The 20199-nt window shown below is 60.8% G+C and carries 21 protein-coding genes; 9 read left to right on the forward strand and 12 right to left on the reverse strand.

Annotation, left to right across the window (positions count from 1 at the left end; genetic code table 11):
- Both AC1DUB_RS25300 and AC1DUB_RS25305 read left to right on the forward strand, forming a co-directional pair.
- Nucleotides 1-438 (forward strand): ATP-binding cassette domain-containing protein (locus AC1DUB_RS25300; protein WP_477731900.1); only part of this gene is annotated, 438 nt, incomplete at its 5' end.
- A gap of 89 nt (nucleotides 439-527) precedes the next feature.
- Nucleotides 528-1682 carry an ABC transporter substrate-binding protein gene (locus AC1DUB_RS25305; protein WP_477717816.1) on the forward strand — a complete coding sequence of 385 codons (1155 nt, stop codon included), beginning with the start codon at nucleotides 528-530 and terminating at the stop codon, nucleotides 1680-1682.
- A gap of 60 nt (nucleotides 1683-1742) precedes the next feature.
- Here the strand turns inward: AC1DUB_RS25305 and AC1DUB_RS25310 are convergent, their stop codons facing one another.
- Entirely contained in the window at nucleotides 1743-4286 is a 2544-nt protein-coding gene (locus AC1DUB_RS25310; RefSeq protein ID WP_477717817.1) for an ABC transporter substrate-binding protein, read from the reverse strand.
- On the opposite strand from AC1DUB_RS25310, the gene AC1DUB_RS25315 reads away from it, so the two are divergent.
- Nucleotides 4270-4551, forward strand: coding sequence for a hypothetical protein (locus AC1DUB_RS25315; RefSeq protein WP_477717818.1), 282 nt, complete (start codon nucleotides 4270-4272; stop codon nucleotides 4549-4551). The two genes, AC1DUB_RS25310 and AC1DUB_RS25315, sit on opposite strands and share 17 nt — an antisense overlap.
- Before the next feature lie 201 nt (nucleotides 4552-4752).
- Here AC1DUB_RS25315 and AC1DUB_RS25320 read toward each other — a convergent pair whose 3' ends face one another.
- From AC1DUB_RS25320 to AC1DUB_RS25330, 3 genes are all read right to left on the reverse strand, one after another.
- Entirely contained in the window at nucleotides 4753-5616 is an 864-nt protein-coding gene (locus AC1DUB_RS25320; RefSeq protein WP_477717819.1) for a cysteine hydrolase family protein, read from the reverse strand.
- Between the two features lie 84 nt (nucleotides 5617-5700).
- Entirely contained in the window at nucleotides 5701-6633 is a 933-nt protein-coding gene (locus AC1DUB_RS25325; protein WP_477717820.1) for a diacylglycerol kinase catalytic domain-containing protein, read from the reverse strand.
- Nucleotides 6634-6661: 28 nt separating this feature from the next.
- Complete coding sequence (locus AC1DUB_RS25330; protein ID WP_477717821.1) at nucleotides 6662-7717, reverse strand: SPFH domain-containing protein; 1056 nt, start codon at nucleotides 7715-7717, stop codon at nucleotides 6662-6664.
- A 117-nt stretch (nucleotides 7718-7834) separates the two neighbouring features.
- Between AC1DUB_RS25330 and AC1DUB_RS25335 the strand changes: the two genes are divergently transcribed.
- Entirely contained in the window at nucleotides 7835-8554 is a 720-nt protein-coding gene (locus AC1DUB_RS25335) for an NUDIX hydrolase (RefSeq protein WP_477717822.1), read from the forward strand.
- A 564-nt stretch (nucleotides 8555-9118) separates the two neighbouring features.
- On the opposite strand, the gene AC1DUB_RS25340 is transcribed toward AC1DUB_RS25335, so the two are convergent.
- Nucleotides 9119-10135 carry a GlxA family transcriptional regulator gene (locus AC1DUB_RS25340; RefSeq protein WP_477731901.1) on the reverse strand — a complete coding sequence of 339 codons (1017 nt, stop codon included), beginning with the start codon at nucleotides 10133-10135 and terminating at the stop codon, nucleotides 9119-9121.
- Nucleotides 10136-10257: 122 nt separating this feature from the next.
- Between AC1DUB_RS25340 and AC1DUB_RS25345 the strand changes: the two genes are divergently transcribed.
- From AC1DUB_RS25345 to AC1DUB_RS25360, 4 genes are all read left to right on the forward strand, one after another.
- The gene (locus AC1DUB_RS25345) at nucleotides 10258-10899 is read left to right on the forward strand and encodes an HD domain-containing protein (protein ID WP_477717824.1); all 642 of its coding nucleotides are present in this window, start codon (nucleotides 10258-10260) and stop codon (nucleotides 10897-10899) included.
- 84 nt (nucleotides 10900-10983) lie between these two features.
- Nucleotides 10984-11865 carry an NmrA family NAD(P)-binding protein gene (locus AC1DUB_RS25350; protein WP_477731902.1) on the forward strand — a complete coding sequence of 294 codons (882 nt, stop codon included), beginning with the start codon at nucleotides 10984-10986 and terminating at the stop codon, nucleotides 11863-11865.
- A 21-nt stretch (nucleotides 11866-11886) separates the two neighbouring features.
- Nucleotides 11887-12327 (forward strand): MarR family winged helix-turn-helix transcriptional regulator, encoded by a 441-nt coding sequence (locus tag AC1DUB_RS25355; protein WP_477717826.1) that lies wholly within the window; start codon nucleotides 11887-11889, stop codon nucleotides 12325-12327.
- Nucleotides 12328-12392: 65 nt separating this feature from the next.
- On the forward strand, nucleotides 12393-12683 hold the full coding sequence (locus AC1DUB_RS25360) for an SDR family NAD(P)-dependent oxidoreductase (RefSeq protein ID WP_477717827.1): 291 nt from the start codon (nucleotides 12393-12395) through the stop codon (nucleotides 12681-12683).
- A gap of 70 nt (nucleotides 12684-12753) precedes the next feature.
- Here the strand turns inward: AC1DUB_RS25360 and AC1DUB_RS25365 are convergent, their stop codons facing one another.
- The 7 genes from AC1DUB_RS25365 to AC1DUB_RS25395 all read right to left on the reverse strand — a co-directional run bounded on the left by AC1DUB_RS25365 (nucleotide 12754) and on the right by AC1DUB_RS25395 (nucleotide 19003).
- Complete coding sequence (locus AC1DUB_RS25365) at nucleotides 12754-13767, reverse strand: porin (RefSeq protein ID WP_477731903.1); 1014 nt, start codon at nucleotides 13765-13767, stop codon at nucleotides 12754-12756.
- 172 nt (nucleotides 13768-13939) lie between these two features.
- On the reverse strand, nucleotides 13940-14938 hold the full coding sequence (locus AC1DUB_RS25370) for a tripartite tricarboxylate transporter substrate binding protein (RefSeq protein WP_477731904.1): 999 nt from the start codon (nucleotides 14936-14938) through the stop codon (nucleotides 13940-13942).
- A gap of 45 nt (nucleotides 14939-14983) precedes the next feature.
- A complete protein-coding gene (locus tag AC1DUB_RS25375; protein WP_477731905.1) occupies nucleotides 14984-15334 on the reverse strand; it encodes a cupin domain-containing protein in 351 nt (116 codons plus the stop codon).
- A gap of 15 nt (nucleotides 15335-15349) precedes the next feature.
- Nucleotides 15350-16345 carry a quinone oxidoreductase family protein gene (locus AC1DUB_RS25380; protein WP_477731906.1) on the reverse strand — a complete coding sequence of 332 codons (996 nt, stop codon included), beginning with the start codon at nucleotides 16343-16345 and terminating at the stop codon, nucleotides 15350-15352.
- Nucleotides 16346-16400: 55 nt separating this feature from the next.
- Entirely contained in the window at nucleotides 16401-17291 is an 891-nt protein-coding gene (locus AC1DUB_RS25385) for a beta-keto acid cleavage family enzyme (RefSeq protein WP_477731907.1), read from the reverse strand.
- 31 nt (nucleotides 17292-17322) lie between these two features.
- Nucleotides 17323-18093 (reverse strand): SDR family NAD(P)-dependent oxidoreductase, encoded by a 771-nt coding sequence (locus tag AC1DUB_RS25390; RefSeq protein WP_477731908.1) that lies wholly within the window; start codon nucleotides 18091-18093, stop codon nucleotides 17323-17325.
- A 13-nt stretch (nucleotides 18094-18106) separates the two neighbouring features.
- Nucleotides 18107-19003 carry a dioxygenase family protein gene (locus AC1DUB_RS25395; RefSeq protein WP_477731909.1) on the reverse strand — a complete coding sequence of 299 codons (897 nt, stop codon included), beginning with the start codon at nucleotides 19001-19003 and terminating at the stop codon, nucleotides 18107-18109.
- A 155-nt stretch (nucleotides 19004-19158) separates the two neighbouring features.
- Here AC1DUB_RS25395 and AC1DUB_RS25400 point away from each other — a divergent pair, with 155 nt between their 5' ends.
- A complete protein-coding gene (locus tag AC1DUB_RS25400; protein ID WP_477731910.1) occupies nucleotides 19159-20193 on the forward strand; it encodes a LacI family DNA-binding transcriptional regulator in 1035 nt (344 codons plus the stop codon).
- Nucleotides 20194-20199 lie beyond the last annotated feature (6 nt).

A 20199-nucleotide genomic window follows, 5' to 3' on the forward strand; every position in this document is an offset into this window, starting at 1 on the left:
GGCAACCTGAGCGTGGTGGAGAACCTGAAGATGGCGGCGCGCGCGGGCACGCGGGGCCAGCGCGACTGGACCTATGAGCGGGTGCTGGAGACCTTTCCGCGCCTGAAGGAGCGCCTTAGCCATGGCGGGCAGCAGCTGTCGGGTGGGGAGCAGCAGATGCTGACCATCGGCCGGGCGCTGATGACGAATCCGGATGTGCTGATCCTGGACGAGGCGACCGAGGGCCTGGCGCCGCTGATTGCCCGGGACATCTGGCGCATCTGCCAGCTGGTGCGGGAAACCGGCATCTCCAGCGTGATCGTGGACAAGAACTGGAAGCATGTCACGCAGATCACCGACCGCAATGTGATCCTGCTCAAGGGGGAGGTGGTCTTTGAGGGCAGCTCGGCCGAGCTGCATGCCAGGCCTGAACTGCTGGAGCTGTACCTGGGGGTTTGAGAAGCGCGCAGGCGCAATCGACAAAGCGGGCTCCTGCGTGCCTGGTTTGGCAATCTGGATAATCTGGCTGGTTTCAAAAAAACTTTGATATGAAAAAAATCTTCTCCTCGGTCCTCACGACGTTTCTCCTGGCCACACTCTGCACCTTTCCCGGCGCCGGCAACGCGGCGCAGGAAGTTGTTTTTGGACAGGTCGCATCGCAAACCAACCCGGCGTCGGCAGCCAACGCCAAAGGCCTTGTCGTGGGCATCCAGACTTACTTTGCCAAAGTCAACGCCAAAGGCGGCATCGCGGGCAACAAGCTCAAGCTGGTGACGCTTGACGATGACCTGCAGGGCCCGAAAATGCTGGAACTGACCCAACAGCTGGTTGCCGACCCCTCCATTGTTGGCCTGCTGGGCTTCCTCAACAGCGCCGGGCTGGCTGAAATAGCCAAACAGGATTTGCCTGTGAAGGCGGGCATCGCACTGATCACACCGCTTCAGGGTGACAAGAACGTGATCAGCGCCGGGAACGTGTTTCCCCTGCGCAGTGGTTACGCCGACGAAGTCACTGCCTTGCTCAAGGAAGCCAAGAACTGGGAGAAGAACGAAGTAGCGATCGTCAACATGAGCATTGCTTTTGGACCGCCCCTGGCTCAACTGGCAATCCAGCAGGCCAATGCGCAAGGCCTGAAAATCGCAACCCATCAAGTGATTGATGTCAGCCCCGCTGCATTTGACGCCAGCGTTAAAGCGGCGGTTGCAGCAGTGTCCAGGACGCAGCCGAAAGCAGTCCTGGTGCTGGCAGCCGGCAAACCCGCCTCTGAATTCATCAAGGCCTTCCGCGAGGCACCTGGTGGCGCCACGCAAATCTATGGCTTGTCCGTGCTGTTGCACGACGCGCTGGTCAACGCCGTTGGCGCAGACAAGGCGCGGGGTATCGTGTTGAGTCAGGCAGTTCCCTACCCCTTCATTCCAAGCAAGGCCGTCATCAACGAATACCTGACGGACATGAATAAATATGCGGCAGGACAGCCACTCTCCTTCTCAAGCCTTGAGGGCTACCTGGGCGCCAAGATAGCCGCAGAAGCCGTGCAACGGGCCGGCAGTCAACCCACACGAGCGAAAGTCCTGGCGGCGCTGACGAACCTCGGTGAATTCGACCTGGGTGGACTCTATGTCAAATACACGCCAGCCAAACGCCAGGGCTGGGGCGGCGTGGAGCTTTCAATCATCAATGGCCAGGGAGCGTTAAAAAAATAACGCGCAGACGACAAGGCGACAAAGCGACAAAGCGACAAAACGATTTCTGCAGCTCAGTCATCAACCCAAGGTGAAGTAAAACTCTGCCCCTTGTCCTTCGACGGCGTGCGCCCAGACCCGCCCGCCGTGCTTGGTGATGATCCGATGGACGGTGGCCAGTCCTATACCGGTCCCCGAGAAATCCGCAAACGAATGAAGCCGCTGGAATGTGTCAAAAAGCTTGTCGGCGTAAGCCATGTCAAATCCGGCGCCGTTGTCCTTGACGAAATAGACTGTCGCGCCATCAACTGCAGGCTCGCAGCCGATCTCAATCCGTGCCGCCGCCTGCTTTGAGGTGAACTTCCACGCGTTGCCCAGCAGGTTATGAATAACGACCGACAACAAGAGAGGATCGCCATACGCCCGCAAACCGTCCTGAATGTGCACCTGCACCACGCGCTCCGGCTCCCACTCTCTGCACTCCTGCTCTACCCGCCGCGCGATGGCCGCAAGGTCGACCTCCTGGAGCCGCAGCGGATCGCGTGACAACTTCGCAAGCGAGAGCAGGCCATCAATCAACTCGCCCATCTGCCGGGCTCCTGCGCGAATCCGGTTCAGGTAGTGTTTTTCCTTCTCGCCAACCTTATCCCCGACCATTCGCTCCAGCAGATGGCTGAATCCATCGATCGTATTCAGGGGCGTGCGCAGGTCGTGTGACACGGAATACGAAAAAGCTTCCAGCTCCTTGTTCACAGTTTCCAGCTCGGCTGTGCGCTGCTGCACACGCTCTTCAAGGTCGGCATTGAGCCGAAGAATTTCGTTCTGCGCCCGCTTCCGCTCGCTGATGTCGCGCTCGACTGCCACCCAATGGGTGAACCAGCCCTTTTCGTCGGCGATGGGCACGATGTCAATCTCCAGCCAGAACGCCTCTCCTGCCTTGGTGTAGTTGATCAGTTCGGCTCGAATCGGCCGCCACTTCTCCATTGCGGAACGGATGCGGTCCAACTCAGCGCGTTGGGTGTTCGGCCCCTGAAGAATCCTCGGTGACTGGCCGATCACCTCTTCGCGGCGATAGCCGGTGCGTCGCTCGAAAGCGTCATTGACGAACACAATACGCGGTCCAGGCTCGTCGATGGGCTCGGCTTCCGTGATCAGCACAATATCGTTCTGGCGGGACACGGCAGTCTCCAGAAGCCGCAACTTTTCCTCGGTCGCCCGGCGTGCCGTGATGTCTTCTGTCACGGCAATGATGTGCGTCGGACGCCGGTCCGCCGAGCGTACAAGGGATACCGTTGAGCGAACCCACACGGCAGCACCACCCTTTTTCAGATAACACTTTTCATCGGTAAAGCTATCGAATTCGCCCGCCAGCATACGGTCCCTCAGAGCGTCATAGCGGGCGCGGTCCTGGGGATGCGTCAGCTCACGCGTATCCATCGTTCGCAACTCGGCCTCCGTGTAGCCAAGGGTCGCGCAGTAGGTGGGATTGGCCATCAGCAGCCGTCCATCGGGTGTGTTCATCACGAGGCCGGATGCAGCGGTACCAAACATCAGCTGAAAAAGCTCCTGGCTGACTTTCAGCTTTTGCTGCACCTCAGCCCGGTGGGTGACTTCTGCCTGCAATTCTTGCGTTCGCACAAGCACACGGCGGCGAATCTGCATATTCCAGGCAAGCACCAGCGTCGTAATCGCGATGATGGCCAAGCCAATGCCACTCATCCAACGAAATAGGCCGGGATCGATGCCCGGTGAGGGCTCATACATCCACCCGTCCAGCGAATAGTCCGTCCGCACCAGACCCAGGTTCGCCAGAGCCTGCGCGATGGCCTCGAATCGGGCCGGGTTCATATGCCCAATCTCCACGACATCCGGCAGCATGAATGGACGCATCTCCCGGGCCTCCCGCAGCAGGGTCTCGCGCGTCAGCCCCCGTTTCGTGACACCGTCCATACCCAGGATCAAACCGACGATTTCATCCTCATGCCTCATGGCGTAGTCCCAGCCTTTGCGGCTGGCGCGCAGGAACGCGGCGGCGTGCCCGGGGGCTTTTTCGACTTCGGACTCCGTCGTGAAGAGAATGTCCCCGTAGAAGTCCACGCCGTAGTCAGCGCTTTTGATGGTCGCCGGCGTAACGCCACGGGCGCTCAACTGCGCTGGCTCCGCCGTGGCGTAGGCCGACATGGCGTCCACCTTGCCGTCGATCAGGTCCTCGAGCCTCCAGGTCTGGGGAAGAATATTGACGAGCTTCGGATCAATGCCATTGTTTTTCAACATGGCGCGCAACTGGATGGCGCCCTGGTCTTCCGACATCATGACCTTCGCGCCAACCAGGTCGCTCAGTTTGCGAATATTGCGATCCTTCCGGCTCATGATCACATAAGGCGAATGCTGGAAAATGGCCGCCATCGCCACAAGGGGACGCCCACTGATCCGGCTTATTAAAAGATCGGAATCGCCAATACCGAACTGGGCGTCACCGCTGAGGACTTTGGCCAGGACCTGTCTGTCCAAGCCACCCTCATTGATCGTGACTTCAAGCCCTTCGTCTCGATAAAAACCTTTCGCTTGCGCGGCGTAATAGCCAGCGAACTGGAATTGATGCAGCCACTTGAGTTGGAGCGTCACGCGCTCTGAAGGCACGGCACCGGACGCACCGAAAGCTGGGCCGACACAAATCGTCCACAGTACCAAGGCCGTCAAAGTGGCGCGCCCTGCCGAATGCCGTCTCACCAAGGTCAGCAAGGACCTTGCGGAAGGGATCAAGCGGGACATCTGTTTTTGTCTGGCACGCACGTTACTCTTTATTCAGTGGCCTATTCAACGGAGCGCTGGTTTTGTTGAATTGATGGCTGTTGAATTGACAGCTGTTGAATGGATGGCTCAGTTTTGATTCATTTTATTCAGATGCTTGCCGGGAGCTGAATCTATTGGAGACTGTGTCTGCCGTGCTGGCGAAGCGCTGCGGGTGGGGCCGCCGCGAGGTAATTGGCTCGATCTGCGTCGAGACCCCGACAGCCTCGAGGCGGGACGACGGGATCGCTGCAAAATAATGTCTGTTATTTATTGAATGAATGATTGAATGGGACGCTGGTCAGACGTTGGCTTGCAAAGTGTTCAGCATTTGCGCACTGGTTGACAGCACCACGCCGCGGCGAACCATGTCATCCAGGAACGCCTGGTGCTGCACTTCAAAGCCGCCGACAGGGCTCATGCAATCGGTGAGCAACACCACTTTGCCTGTCTTGCCGGAGGGAAGGTTCAGGGCGATGTGCTCGGTGGTCGCCTTCACGCAGTGGCTGCTGGCCTCGCCGGCGATGACAAGCAGGTCCGACTGGTCCAGGGAAGCAATCAAGGCCGTGTTGAGTTGCGTCGCGGGGTCTTCTTCATCCGGCACCTCGGCCTGCAGGGCGCTGTAGTGCTCCGTCCAGGGGTTGCTGCCTTTGCTGATTTTCTGCACCATGGCCAGCCGGCTGTCTTCCCAATGGTTGTAGGCGGCCTTTACCGCGGGGTGGACGTTATGGCCCCAGCTGCCGATTTCACAGTGCACCGGCCAGACCATCAGGGTGTAGCGGCCACGCTTTTCCAACTCGTCGATATAGGCCAAGGCTTTCGGCAGCATTGAAGGGTCTTTGGGCGCATAGTCACCCTTGCGCACCTGCGCGGCCGTGATGGGCGTGAACGGCCCCACGGCTTCACCCGCGCCGGTTTTCCAGAAGGTCGGGTGGGCAATGTCAAACCTGTGGTGGGAGTCCAGTGTCACACCGATGGCGGAGATGCCGGAAGCGCCTTCCCGTATCAGCTTCGCCAGGCGCAGCATGTCTGCGTGGGCGCCTGCCACAGGCAAGGCGGGGGAAGTGGCGGCCCCCGTGACAGGGTCGATGGGCCGCCAGTCGGCCGGCAGGTCGCAAAAGTCGTTTTGCGGGTCGATGATCAGAAGCTGTATGGTTTTTTTCATGTGGTCCTCCATTGATCTTGAATGGGTACAACGTGAATTGGTGCAACGCCGTCGACTCTCGCAGCAGCCGGTAGCGGGTAGTGGTTACGCCACCAGGATTCCCTTGGTGGCGCAAACACCGATTCTGGCTTCCATACCTGCAGTGAACCGCAGAAAGTCCGATTCCATGCCATCCGAGAAGATTACTCCGTTGTCCGGCATGCGCGAACGCAGCGTCAGCACTTCCGACTCCCCGATCTCGCCATAGAGCAGGGAAGTCTGGGAAGCCCGGCTGGCGAAAGGCTCCCGCACGGCGAAGATCAGATGATCCGTGTCGCGGGGCATGGGTTCGTAGCCATCGCCCTGCCCATGCCCCACGGCCCTGGCAATACCGACCGAACCCGTGACGATGCTTTTAAGCCAGGCCGTGGAGCCCAGTCCGGTCGAGACGATCAGGCCGGAAGAGGACTGCGCCTCTTTCATTCCCCGAAACTCGATGTCGTAGAGCGCCGACGTATGGCTTTTCGGGCCTATGAACAAATCGTTGACGCCTCGCAGCACCTGGCCGTCAGACAGCGTGGCCTCCGCCATGGTGACCAGCGAGGTGGAGCGGCTGTCCCTGGCCACCCCGGGCAGTACCGCGCCCACCTGCGACGGTTCAAAGGGAAGCAATACGCCGTCCCAGCGTTTGGGTTCCGGGTTGACACCGACCAGCGGCTGGCCGTTCAGGTATTTCAGGGTATTGGCCACCATGCCATCCTGGCCCAGCGTCACCACGATGTCGTCCGGCGCAAAGATGTAGTTGGTCAGGTGCGCGCGGTCGATGATCTGGTAGCGGCCCCAGGCCTGCAGCGCCTCCACCACCACTCGCAGGCTGGAGGCATAGGCCTCGTTTTCCCGCAGGTAGTCGGTGAAGTCCGCACCCAGGTGCTCCAGGTAGAACCTGGCCTGGCCCAGGGTCTGGTAGCGCGCCACCAGCTCTTCCAGTCGGGTCTGGCGGGTCACCAGGACGACCTTGCGGTTCTCGGCTGCAGACATGCTTGCTTCCTTTCACTTACTTAATTATTTACTTGCGGGCCGCGGCTGCCTGCCCGAGCCGGGTGCTGGCGCTTGCACCGGCAAGCAGTGAATTGAGCAGCTCGGGTGACATGTTCAGCTGGCCGATCTTCTCGGCCTTGTCGGCAATGCCGCCGAAGGCCTGGGCGATCAACTGGGCCGGGTCCATGCCGGCGGAGGCCAAGGCCTGGATGGTGCGGGGATCCACCGCCTGGAAGGTTTTCATGATGGCGTCCAGCCGGGCAGCCTCGGCCTCGGCCAGGGTGCGCGAGTTGGCGGCCTGGCCATTCACGTACAGCTTGCGCTTTTCTTCCAGCGAAACGTCCGCGTCCATCTGTTCAGTGCGCAGCGCGTTTTCCTTGCGCATGACCGATGCCTTGGCCGCCATCCTGGCATCTTCGATCTGGCTGCGCTTGTCTTCCACGGCGACTTCCGTGTCCAGTTCATTCTCCCGGATGGAGCGCTCGTTCTGGACCGCGGCCATGCGGCGCAGGTAGATGGCGTCATCCGCGGCTTTCAGGTTGGCCTCGCGGGATTCGGCTTCCAGGGCCCGGGCAATATCTGGTGTGGGCTTGATGGCCAGGATGGAGACGCCAAGGACTTGCAGGCCCAGGGCAGCTATCTCGGGCTGGGTGCCAAGGCTGGCTTCGGCATGCCGGGCGATTTCGGCTGAGGACAGCAAGGCCTCCTTGAGGGCCAGGGCCTGGACTTTTTGCTGGATGATCACCTGGACCTGCATGCCCACCCGGTCACCGAGCTTGAGCGGATCGTCCGATGCATAGCCCTGACCATTGGCCTTGAGGGAGAAATCCATCAGGCGGGCGGTCAGCTGGGGCGTTTTGACCTGGTAGGTGACCTGACCCTGCACCGTGACATTCTGGAAGTCGGACGTCACCAGGGTCAGCATGAAGGGGTGATGGGCGCTGGCCACGGGTACCGCCACCACGGTGGAAGTGGGCGCGTAGTAGTAGAACGACTGGCCGGCGCCCTCACGCACCACTTTCCCCTTTTTGAACTGGATCAGGTGAACCGTCGGTTGGGACTTGATGAATCTGATGCCTAACATGGTGCGCTCTCCTTTTGGTTGCTGAACCGGCTGTTGAATTCAATAGGTTGTACTGAACAACCCAATATAAGTTGCATAATACAACTTAATTCAGGTTTGTCAACGAGGAGCGCAAACATGGCGACCAAAGAAAGCAAGCTGAGCTTTGAACGACCGTTGACCACGGTCGATGTGGTGATCTTCACCGTGTTGGATGACCACTTGCAGGTCCTGCTGGTCAAGCGGCCCGATGGGCCTGCGGAGCCCTTCCCGAATGCCTGGGCCCTGCCTGGCGGCTTTGTGGACGTGAGGAAGGACGACACGCTGGAGGCCTGCGCCAGGCGCAAGCTGCTCGACAAGACAGGCGTGAAGAGTCCTTATCTGGAGCAACTGGGCAGTTGGGGAGGCAAGAGCCGCGATCCGCGCGGCTGGTCGGCAACGCATGCCTACTTTGCCTTGTTGCCGGCTGACTCCGTACAACTGGCGCAGGACGAGGCCGCACCGGCCAAGTGGCACCCGGTGGACGAACCATCACCCCGCAAGCGGCTGGCGTTTGACCATGGCGACATCCTGCAGGCGGCACTGGAGCGCCTGCGGAGCAAGGTGGAGTACACCTCGCTGCCCGCGTTCCTTCTGCCCGAACCGTTCACGCTTCCACAACTGCAGAAGGTCTATGAAGTCGTTCTGGGACGAGCCATCGACAAGAGTGGTTTTCGCACGCGCGCCCTGGCGGCTGATTTCCTGAAGGAGGACGGATTCCTCGACGTAGGATCGCCCCGGCCGGCGATGGGCTACCGCCTCAAAACCCGTGAATCCGCGGTTTACTTCCCCAGAACGTTTAGCCCCAGGAGTACTTAGAGCGGCTAACAAAACGTGTGCAGAGAACGAACGCAGATGACGCAGCAAGCCAGAGAAAGCAAAGCCACATGGATACCGGGGCAATGCCGTAATCGCCGCGCATGCTGATGAAGTGGGTCTGGATTAGGCCATTGGTCGACGCACCGCAGATGAAAAGGTTCCAAAAAGCACCCAGAACGCACGGTTGCCAACCGCATCGCGCAACACCGTCACGGTCGTGAGGAGCAGTTGGCCGAGGGTCTGTGGGCCAGCGGTCGGAATAGCATCTTCCTTGGCGCCGAAAGGCCTAAGGCCGATTTCCGCAGGGCAGCCCTGACGCCTCCGATGGAGGCCAATGCGTCCATGTTGAGTGCTACTTCGGTGTGCGTTTATTAGCCTTCTATCCTAGGCAGCATCGAGGCGGCAGGAATGAATATTGTCGGATGACTTTTGCCAAAATCGCAAATTTGGTTTGCCGAGGGGCATTGATGAAAACGAAGTAGCTCCAAGCGACCGGCTCACGGCCGCAGCATGCAAGCGCGTTGTAATTCTGGGCTTGCCATCAGGAAATTTTTCAAGCCACTACTAATCCTTCGCGAAACGTTGCGCATACTCTTTGGGACTCACCCCAAGTCGCCGAGCAAATGCTTTTCTCAGCACATCCACGCTGTTGTAGCCGCACCGGCGGGCAATCTCCGCCAAGGAGCGGCCCCCAAGCTCCAGCGCTCTGCAGACGGACTCGAGTCGAACCTCTTCGACGTACTTTGCTGGCGTTGTATTCAACTCGCGCTCGAAGGTTCGAATCAACGTACGCACGCTCGTGGATAGACGGTCCGCTAGAACCTCGACCGAGAGGTCCAGTTGCAGATGCTCGCTTATCCAGACCCGCAGTTGCTCCAGATTGGGGCTGAGCCCATGCTGTGCCTGCAGGGAGACGCTGAACTGCGCCTGACCGCCGGGGCGCCGTAAAAAGAGAACCAGGTTCTTGGCGACGTCCAGGGCGATGTCGTTGCCCAGGTCCTCGCCAACAAGGGCAAGTGCAAGGTCAATGCCGGCTGATATGCCGGCCGAGGTGTAGACGTTGCCATCCTTCACCCAGATGGGATTCGGATCAACCAGCACCCTGGGGTAGCGCTCAGCCAAACGACGTGCCATCGACCAATGCGTCGTGGCCCGGCGGCCGTCTAAAAGCCCCGCCTCAGCGAGCGCGAACGCTCCGACGCATATCGAGCACACTCGCCGCACTTTCCGCGAACAAGCACGAATCCAGTCCGCGACGAAGTCGTCCAACCGGTCAATGGGTGTGGCACCCGTCGTAACAATCAAGGTATCGATAGGTCGGTTCGAACGACTCTCTTGCTCAAGTGTCTTGTGCCCTCTGAAACCGATGCCTGTCTCGCTCTCCATGTACAACTCCGGCCCAGCACATACGAGTTCCAACACGTAAGGAGCCCGTTCTCCACTGCGCAGGTAATTTGCAAAGGTAAAGACCTCGGCTGGGCCTATGACGTCGAGCGCGTCTACCGGGGGCAAGCCCAAAATCACAACCCGCCTCTGCGCCGCGCCTTCGAGCGGCTTGCCAGGATTTTTTTGTTTTGTCATCGGTTTTTCCTTCGCCAAGCACATCCCATTTTGGCATTAAACATCCAAAAAATGTCATTTATGCCGCTGCATATGCTCCTAAAGTAGAAGCCAGTCACCGATACCTTTTAGGAGTAAGCATCATGGAAGAACCAATTCTCATCGGAGGAATCGGCGCTCCAAGTTCCGTGCTGGCCCGCAAAGCTGCATCCCTCGTGGACCGCGTTCATTCAACAGCAATGAAGAACCATGTCCACCGCACGTGGTGGTTCTCTGAATTCCTGGGTCGCAAGCGCGGCATGAAATACGACCGCGAGGCCGTGTACCTCGCATCCCTGCTTCACGACCTGGGCCTGACCAGCGAGTACATGGCCGACCAACGCTTTGAGGTCGATGGCGCAGACGCGGCAAGCCGCATTCTCATGGCGGACGGCTACGCGGAATCATCGGCTCAACTGGTTTGGGATGCGATTGCGCTTCACTCGAGCGCGGGCATCGCCGAACGCAGAGAACCGGAAGTCGCGTTGGTCCACATGGGCGCGCATGTGGATGTGATGGGCCTCCGCATGGACGAAATCACGCCATCCCTCATCGACGACACGCTGGCCCTGTACCCCCGTGTCGGATTCAAAGCGGCCTTTCAGCAGGCTCTGGCGGAAGTGGCCCGGAACAAGCCTCATACAACCATCGGCACAGGATTGGCCGATATCGGACGTCGCCATGTCCATGGATTCGAGATTCCCGACGTATGCGACTTGCTCGACCATGCCCCCTTTGAGAGTTGAACCCCGCGAGGCGCGGGATTTTGTGTCCCTTGTCGGCGCAGTGCACTTGGTGCCGATGCCGCTTAACTTAATGGAGAAATCATCATGAACAAAGCAGACATTCTTGTGAGCGGTGCAACCGGCCGCACCGGCGGCGTTGCCATCGACACGCTGTTAAAGATGGACAAGCGCGTGAGGGCGTACGTCCGCAAGGATGGCGAGGACGCTGCCGCACTTCGAAAGAGAGGTGTGGAAATTGCCATCGGCGATTTCACTGATATCGACACCATCAAGGCCGCCATGCAGGGCATCCGCTCGGCCTACTTTTTGCACCCCATAAGTCCGGGCATCGTCCAGGCCAGCGCCTTCTTCGCGCAGGCGGCGAAGGAGGCTGGCGTCTCGGCCATCGTCAACATGTCGCAAATCTCGGCACGCCGTGACTCGAAGAGCAACGCGGCCCGGGACCACTGGATGTCGGAGCGCGTCTTCGATTGGTCTGGTGTCCCGACAACCCACCTGCGTCCCACCTTCTTCGCGGACTGGCTGGTCTATCCGCATTTCGCGAAGGAGATTTGGGCGAGCAAGAACATTGTGTTTCCCTTCGGCAAAGGGCGGCATGCGCCCATCAGCACGGACGACCAGGGGCGCGTCATTGCGCACATCCTGAGCGCACCAGAGGGCCACGGTGGGAAAATCTACCCGTTGCACGGACCACGCGAGATGGACCATGACGAGATTGCTGCGGACATGAGCGAGGTGCTCGGCGCAAAGATTTCGTACTCGCCTCTGTCGATTGAAGCGTTCCGGCAAAGGATGGAGCAGTCATACAAGTTCAACCCATTCCTCGTGCAACATCTTTGCGAGGTCGCTCAGGACTACCAAAACGGCGTGTTCTCCGGGACCAACGACATTGTCGAGAAAGTCACAGGCACGTCACCGCTGTCGATTCCGGAGTTCATTGCCCAGAACCGCGCAGCCTTCGTCTGATATTTGGTCGTGGTTCCCAGCATGCCATCAATCCATCAGCTACCGACGTTGGACCAATGCAGTTGCTTTGCGCTCAAGCGAGCTGCCCGTCAAATCTCCAGACTGTATGACGCGCACCTGCAGCCCACCGGCCTGCGCATCACACAGTTTCTGATTCTGGCAGCGCTGAAGGAAAGGAAGCGTGCATCGGTCAACGCTCTCGCCGACAAGCTCGATACCGAGCGGACGGCGATGGGAAAGATGGCTACGACGTTGGAGCGTGACGGTCTGGTCCGGATTGGGCCGTCCCCGACAGACGGGCGTACTCGAATCGTCGAACTGACCGACGAAGGCACCAGGCTGTTTGAACAGGCTGAACCACTTTGGAGCGAGGCGCAATGTCGCGTGGAGCGGCTCAACGGCAAGGAAAAGGTCGGCGCCCTGCGCGCCGAATTGGCGGAGTTGATGACGGACGGCGTGTAGCGGCCGCGCGTGACGCGACTGCCGGTCTACTGAATTCAACGAATTACCAGAAAGAGAGATTCGATATGTCGAAAACTTGGTTCATTACAGGCGCGAGCAGCGGGTTTGGTCGCCAGCTCACCGAGATTCTTCTTCAGCGCGGCGACCGCGTCGCCGCCACCGTGCGCAAGCCTGACGCGCTGGCCGACCTGTCGTCGCTGTACGGTGGCCGCCTCTGGGTGGGCGTCCTCGACGTAGTTGATGGTGCCGCTGTCCGTCGCGTCGTCGATGAAGCGTTCGTAGACTTGACGCGCATTGATGTGGTGGTCAGCAATGCCGGCTACGCCCTGCTCGGCGCAGCCGAGGAAGTCAGCTGACGGGCATTGACCATTAGGCGGACCTGGACTGCAAGCAGCCCAAGTCCGGCCAGATCCGACTCGCCAAGCGTCAAAAGGCGTGATTGATACCCATCTGGATACCGGACGCCTTCGCCCCCGGTATGCCCTCCGGTGACGAGTCAGCCGTGACATACGCGGCATTGCCGTAATTGGTGATGCGCGAGTAAGCGCTATAGAGCGTCGTCCGTTTGCTCAGGGCGTAGGTGTACCCAACAGCCGCCTGCCGGGCATCGTCCGCGTCTACCCCTGGGCCAGAGCGATCGGAACGGGCAAAGGACACCTTGACCTGGCCACCGCCCGCGGGAACCGCCGCACCAACCAGCACATTGGTTTGCTTGTCGCTGCCAAGCTTATGCTGCAGGTAGTTTGCGTAAGCCTTGACGATACCGAAGTCGTAGCTTCCWCCGACCGTAGCMGTGGTGTAGTTATTCGCGCCTGCAGCCGTTCTGCCGTATGCCGTGGCGACGTTGAGCGGCCCGGACTGGTAGCCAAGTCGGCCACCGGTGTGACGCGCGCCRTTCACGCCCTCAGCCGCCGCGAACATGAACTGTCCGTAGAAGCCGCCAAGGTTGCCGGGCAGAAAGTAGCCCACAGAATTGCTCGCCCGAGTCAGTGTTTTTGCACTGCCGAGACCGATCGGCCAACCTTCAATGATGTTGCTGCTGCCGCCTACGCCCACCGTTCCGAAGGGAGCAAACGAGGAAATGTTCCAGAACACGGGCGTGTAATCGCGTCCGAGACGCAACTCGCCGTAGTCCCTGCTCATCAAGCTGACGGTGGAACGGCGGCCAAACAACGCGCCCTGTATGGCGCCGGTGTCCGGCAGTATTGCGGTTTCGAGCCAGAATCCTGCCGAAAGACCTCCACCCAAATCTTCGACGCCGCGAAATCCAATGCGGCTCGGCAAAAGGTAGCCGCCTTGATCCATTCCCGTGGCCGAATTACCGCCAGCCTTCGAGTACGTGAGGTTGAGGTCGATGCTGCCGAAGATGGTGACGGTGGATTGGGCAAATGCGGTGCCCAGGGCGCCAAAAGCAAGAATAGCGACGAGTGGTTTCTTCATGATAGTTCTCTTGGATAGTGGAAGTGGATTGCCTCAGCGCTGGCAAGACGAGGGGAAAGGAGCGGTCAGGGGCGGTCAGGGGCGGTCCGGCGCGATCGGAACGCGACCAAGCGTGGCGAGATGACGGTCCTGTCGACATGCAAAGAAAAAAGGCATGTCTCGACGTTACGGGTCAGTCCACCTTCATGCCGACTTTCCTGATCAGCGCTGCAGCGTCGCCCGCTTCGGCTTTGACCAGCGCGGCGAACTGCAACTGCGGCATGAGAGCGACCTCAGCGCCGAGCGTCTCCAGGCGCTCGCGCACGACGTCTGACTTCAAAACCTTGGCCGTTTCTGCGTGGATACGCTCCACCACGTCCGCCGGCGTCCTGGCTGGCACAAACATGCCAACCCAAAAGGTGTAGTCCGACCCGGTGAAGCCCGCTTCGAGCGTCGTCGGCACATTCGGCAGCGCAACGGAGCGCTTGGGGGTCCCGACCGCGAGTGCGACCAGCTTGCCGCCCTTGATCAGCGGCAGTGCAGAGACCAGGGGGGCGAAGAACCAGTCGATCCGACCCGCCATGACCTCGTTCAACGCCTCGGGCGTACCTTTGAACGGGACGTGGTTCGCATTAATCCCCGCCGAGGCTCGGAACTTCTCCGCGTTCATGTGCGTAGCGCTGCCGTTGCCCGCCGAGGCGTACATGTACGTCCCTGGAGCGGCTTTCGCCTTCTGAACCAGTTCCTGCACCGTCTTGAAGTCCTTGCCCGGCCCTGTCACCAGCACATTTGGCAAGGTCGCAAGCATCGTGATCGGCGTGAAGTCCTTCAATGTGTCGTACTTCAGCGCCGGGTACAGCGCAGCGTTGGCGACGTGACTTGCGGAGTGAATGAGCACCGTGTACCCATCGGCGTTGGCGCTCGCGACCTGTGAGGCGCCCAAGGTGCCCCCTGCTCCCGGTTTGTTCTCAATGACGATGGGCTGCTTGAACGCCTTCCCCAACTGCTCGCTGATCGTTCGCGCGATGACATCTGTACCGGAACCCGCAGTGAATGGGACCAGGAACTTGATGGGTTGCCTCGGATAGCCGTCTTGCGCCCGCACGAGCGATGAGTGACCGACGAGCCCGGCGACAACGCCGGCCATCAGTACATTGAGCGCGTGACGACGGTTTTTTGGATTTGATTTCATGGTTGTCTCCTCGTTCCTCGAATGCAAATTGATTGACTGCTACTGCTAGGCCTTGTTGGGCATGACCAGCAACACGGTGGTGGGTGAATCGGTTTGGTTGAGTAGCTGCCGTGCCTCTGCCGGCTCGATGCGGCAGCTGTCCAGGGGCCTCAACTTGGCTTCCCGCACGATGGCGCCCTGGCGGGCGACGACAGTCAGTTCGCCCGATAGCACGACATAGAACTTCTCCACATCGGAGGCAGCAGATGTCGTGCCCCCTCCGGGTTCGATGACGGATAGACCGATCCAGACACTCTGGCTCGGTCCGGCCTCTTTGCCCTGCAGACGCCGCATCACCATGCCTTGGTGACCGGGCGCGTCGTAAAGGGGTGCGCTGTTGTGCTCGACGACATTCATGGTGCGGCTCCGACCTTAGGGCGCTAGAACAATGCGGTCGCGCGTGCCTTCAAGCACACGGCGATAGGCGTTTGGCGCTTCTTCCAGCGGAAGCAGGGTCGTCTCGTCGACGTCGAAGGCCTTCAGCGAGCCGTCCTCGAAGCCGGGCAGCAGCAGCGTCAGGATCTGGGCACACTGGCTCACGTCCAGTTTCAGGCTGTCCACGCCCAGCATCTGCAGATTGCGTCGATAAAAACCCAGGATGTCGAAGGGCACGTGGCGCTCAATCGTCGAGATGAGAATCTGCATGCCTCCCACTGCGAGGCTGTCCATCGCCGTCGCGAAGTACGGCGATCCAACGGTGTTGTAGGCGATGTCGGCCCCTCGCCCCCCCGTCGCACCAAGAACTGCGGCGGCCAGGTCTTGCTGCGACCCGTTGACCATGTTCACGGGACCCGTGCTGTGGCCCACATAGGCTTCGGCGCCCACCTCCACGCCCACCACGGTGGCGCCTGCTCGCGTTGCCAGTTGAACTGCCGCCTGGCCGACCTTGCCATTGGCTCCGAACACGACCACCGTCTGGCCGGCGCCTTTGAGGCCAGCGCGGCGCAGTCCCTCATGCGCGGTGACGAAAGGCACGCCGATCGTCGCGGCCGCGGCGAGCGACATCGTGCTCGCGGTGCGCGTCAGCGCCTGCTCCGGCAACACCAGGTAGCGCGCGTGCGTACCGTCGCGCGTGATGCCCAGGTCGCCGCCGGTGCCCCAGACCTCAACTCCGATCCACTCGCGCGGCCCGGCGACAACGCGACCGGCGAAGTCGCGGCCCGGGATTCGTGGCCAGATGGCGCGCGGCATCAGTCCGAGCGCCGCCTTCACGTCACTGGGGTTGACTGCGGCCGCAAGGACTTCAATCACCGCCTCGCCAGATGCCGGCTCGGGCAGGCTCATCTCGACGATTTGCGGCAGCAGCGCATCCGGGGTGACGGCCTTTTGGGTGAGGCGCAAGGCGCGTCCGATAACTTGGTTTCTCATGGTGTATTCCTCTCAGTAAGCAGTAAGCAAATTGCAGGGAGCCGGGCGTTGCCGCTCACGGTTGATTCGAGGGGCGCAGCCCCCAACGCTCGCGCGCCTGCCGTGGCGTGGCAAGCCGGCCGCCAAGGTCCTCGACGATTCTTCGGGCCCTGCTCACGAGTTCGGCGTTGCTCTTGGCCAGGACGCCACGGTCCAGATAGATGGTGTCCTCCAGGCCAACGCGCACATTGCCGCCGAGCAGGTAGGTCTGTGCCACGGCGGGGAATGCGTGACGGCCGATGGCAAACGCGGACCACTGGGCCGTCGGTGCAATCAGCGAGCGGGCGTGCCACAGGGTTTCGGGCTTGAATGGCATGGCGTAGCGCACGCCCATCACCAGGGTGTAAAGGCCGGGGCCCTCGAGGCTGCCATCGGCCATCAGCGCCTGGGCAAGCATGAGATCCCCGCTGTCGAAGCACTCGAGCTCGGGAACCGCACCGGCCTCACGGATGACCTTGGCCATCCTGCGGACATTCTTCGGCGTGTTGATGACGACCTGGTCGCCCGAGTTCATCGTATTGAGGTCGAGCGAGCAGATATCGGGCTTCAGCGCGGCAATATGCGCGACGCGCCGCTCGGGCACCATCAGGTTGCTGCCGGGCGCAGCCACCTGCGGATCGTCATCACTCGGGACGAACCTTCCGCCCGGCCCCGTGGTCAGATTGATGACGAGGTCTGCACGCCGTGTCCGGATTTCGGCAACAACCTCGGCGTAGAGGTCGACGTCCATGGACGGCCGGCCCGTCTGCGGATCGCGCACATGGATGTGCACAGCCGCCGCACCGGCTTCTGCCGCCTCAAGGCATGCGGTGGCAATCTGGGTCGGCGTGATGGGCAGATGAGGCGTCTGCTCCGGCGTGGTCAAGTTGCCTGTGACGGCGCAAGTCAGAATGGTGGGTTGTTCCATCGGGGGTCTCCAGCTAACGATGGTTGGGCGCTTATCCGAGGTGACGTCCACCGTCGGCGACGATGATGCTGCCGGTGGCGTAGCGCAATGAGGTGCAGCACGCCACGATCGCCGCCGCGACGTCGTCGGCCACGCCCACGCGCTTGAGCGGAATCGTTTGCCCCACCCGCTCGTTGAACGCCGCATCGCGGCCCGGAACAAAGCCCGTATCGACGACCCCTGGCGACACGGCCAGGCAACGTATCTGCGGCCCCAGCGTCTTTGCCAAGGCTTTGGTCAGTGCATCCGTGCCCGCCTTGGCTGCGGAGTAAGCCAGGTTGCTGCCCATGCCGGTGAAGGCGGCGATTGACGAGACGTTGACCACCACGGAGTCGCCCGCGGCCTTCATCTGTGGGGCGAAAGCCCGGATGGCCGCGAACGTGCCGCGCCAGTTGGTCGCAAAGATGTCGTCGATCAACTGGTCGCTCAGGCCGTCCAGGTCGGCGGCAGCAACGGGCTTGGTGAAGCCGGCACAGTTGATGAGCACGCTGGCATTGCCTGCTTCCTTGCGCACGAACTCGGCCGCGGCGCTCAATGAGGAACTGTCCGTCACGGAGGCCGTGACCGCGAAATGGCTCGAGCCGGCGAGCCCGCGCAAGGCCGGCTGCGCATCGCCTGCCCCCCCGCGATGGAGAAGAACGACCCGAGCGCCCAGCTGAGCCGCCCTTTGTGCAGTGGCAAGTCCGATGGCGCCGGTGCCACCCGTGATGACCACGATGTCGCCGTCCAGGCGCTCGCGCGGGGCGAAGGTTCTTGTATTCATGTTGATCTCCAGGTCAGGGAATTGGGCATTTCGGGACGCGCGTATCACCGGGCTCGAGTCGGAGATCGACATCGAGCTTGAAACCGCCCTGGCCGCCCGACTCGAAAGTCCGCAGGAGCGAACCGACGGCGCCGAAAACAACATCGTCGTAGGCGTGCGGGTCTTCGGCGTCGAAGTACTGCGTCGCCAGGACCTTGTGGCCTGGCGCTACAACGATGAAATGCAGATGGGCCGGGCGCATGGAATGGCGCCCCTGGGCGGCGAGCAGGTCACCGCATGGCCCATCAGTGGGCACGGGATACCCGGCGGGCCGCACGCTGACGAAAGAGAATCGCCCCTGCGCGTCGGTTTCGAATCGCCCACGCAGGTTCATGGGTTGCTGCGTCGAATCCTGATTCTCGTACAAGCCCTTGGGCGAGGCCTGCCAGGTCTCCACTCGCGCACCGGCAATTGGCGTCCCATCCAGGGACCGGACATAGCCGGTCACGGTCAGCTTCGCCCCCGGCGTGTCAGGAGAAGTGATGCATTCGCCGTTTTGCCGGAGCGGCTGATTCGCACGCCAGAACGGGCCGATCAGCGCAGGCTCGGTCCCGCCCGCTTCCAGCGCGTGGCGGGCGTCGCGCAGCTGCACCAACGTCGCCAGCCCTAGAATGTCTGCGAGCAGAATACCTTCATGCTTCTTCGGACCACTCGCCTGCCCAATGCGCACCAGAAAATCCAGCCCGTACTCCAGCTCCGCCGGAGAGAGATCCACGTCCAGTGCGAACGCGTGCACATGCCTGATCAGCGAATCCAGGATGTGCCGCAGTCGCGGATTTGCGGTCGTAGTGTTCATCTCGAGGACGGCTCGCAACAATGCGGCGGGATCCGACGCGGGCAGAGCGATTTTGGGGGCGGGCGATGTTTGCATTTAAGGTCCTGATTAGGGCAATCGATTGCCTTAAATATACGATAGAAATTCAAAAAGTACAAACACTGAACCCATGAAGCGGGTGTTTTCATCAAGATAATGCGATAAATCTGCTTAAATTTCATATTACGAAAGCCAATCGTTTGTCCAAAATAATGCACCCAGATACCCCATCAGGAAATCCAACGACCATCGAGGACATTGCCAAAGCGGCCGGCGTCCATCCTGCGTCCGTGTCTCGAGCCCTTCGCGGCATTGACAAGAAGGTGTCTGCGCAGACGCGGGAGAAGATCGAACGGATAGCCAAGGAGATGGGTTACCGGCCCAACGTCGTGGCGGCGTCGTTGCGGACCAAGCAGACGAATCTCATTGGCATCGTCGTGCCCGACCTGGGGAATCCCCTCTTTGGCCCCATCGTCCAGGGCCTGGAGGTTGAACTGCGAAAGCAGGGGCTGATGTGCCTGGTTATTCAGACACCCGAGGACCCCGACGAGAGGCGGGATGTCGTGGTCGCCCTCGCCAACCGGCAAGTGGGTGGCCTGCTCGTCCTGGCGGCGGAGAGCGACGATCCGATGCTAACGGCCGCGCAGCAACTTTCACTTCCCACGGTCCTGGTCAACCGCGGCTTCGGCGAACGACGATTTTCCAGCGTGGTCAATGACGATCGCGAAAGCGTTCACCTTGTGCTCGAGCACCTGATGAAGCTGGGTCACAGAGCCATCGCACATATCGCGGGACCGGGCAGCTCATCGACAGGACGAGCCCGCCGCCAGGCGTTTGAAGAGTTGAGCGCGAGCCTCGGAGTCCAAGCCCTCGTCGTTGAAGCTCGGGCGTTCACTCGACAGGCCGGCCTGGCGGCGACGCTCGAGTTGCTGAATCAGACCAAGGCGTCGACTGCGATCTTTGGCGCCAATGACTTGATTGCGATGGGCGTGCTCGACGCACTCCATCAGCATGGCTTGTCCGTCCCGGGTGAGGTCTCGGTGGTGGGCCACAACGATATGCCATTTGTCGATCTCATCGCACCGCCGCTGACCACGGTCCGTATTGCGGTGGACCAAATGAGCCGACAGGCCGCGCAGCTTCTGCTTGAGCATCTGAAGACGCCTAACCAGGACCCGAGCATGCGCGTGCTGACACCGAGGCTCATTGTCAGATCGTCCACGGCATCCGTTCGAAAGACGAGCTAGCTTCGC

The organism is Polaromonas sp. P4_F9 (assembly GCF_056401235.1).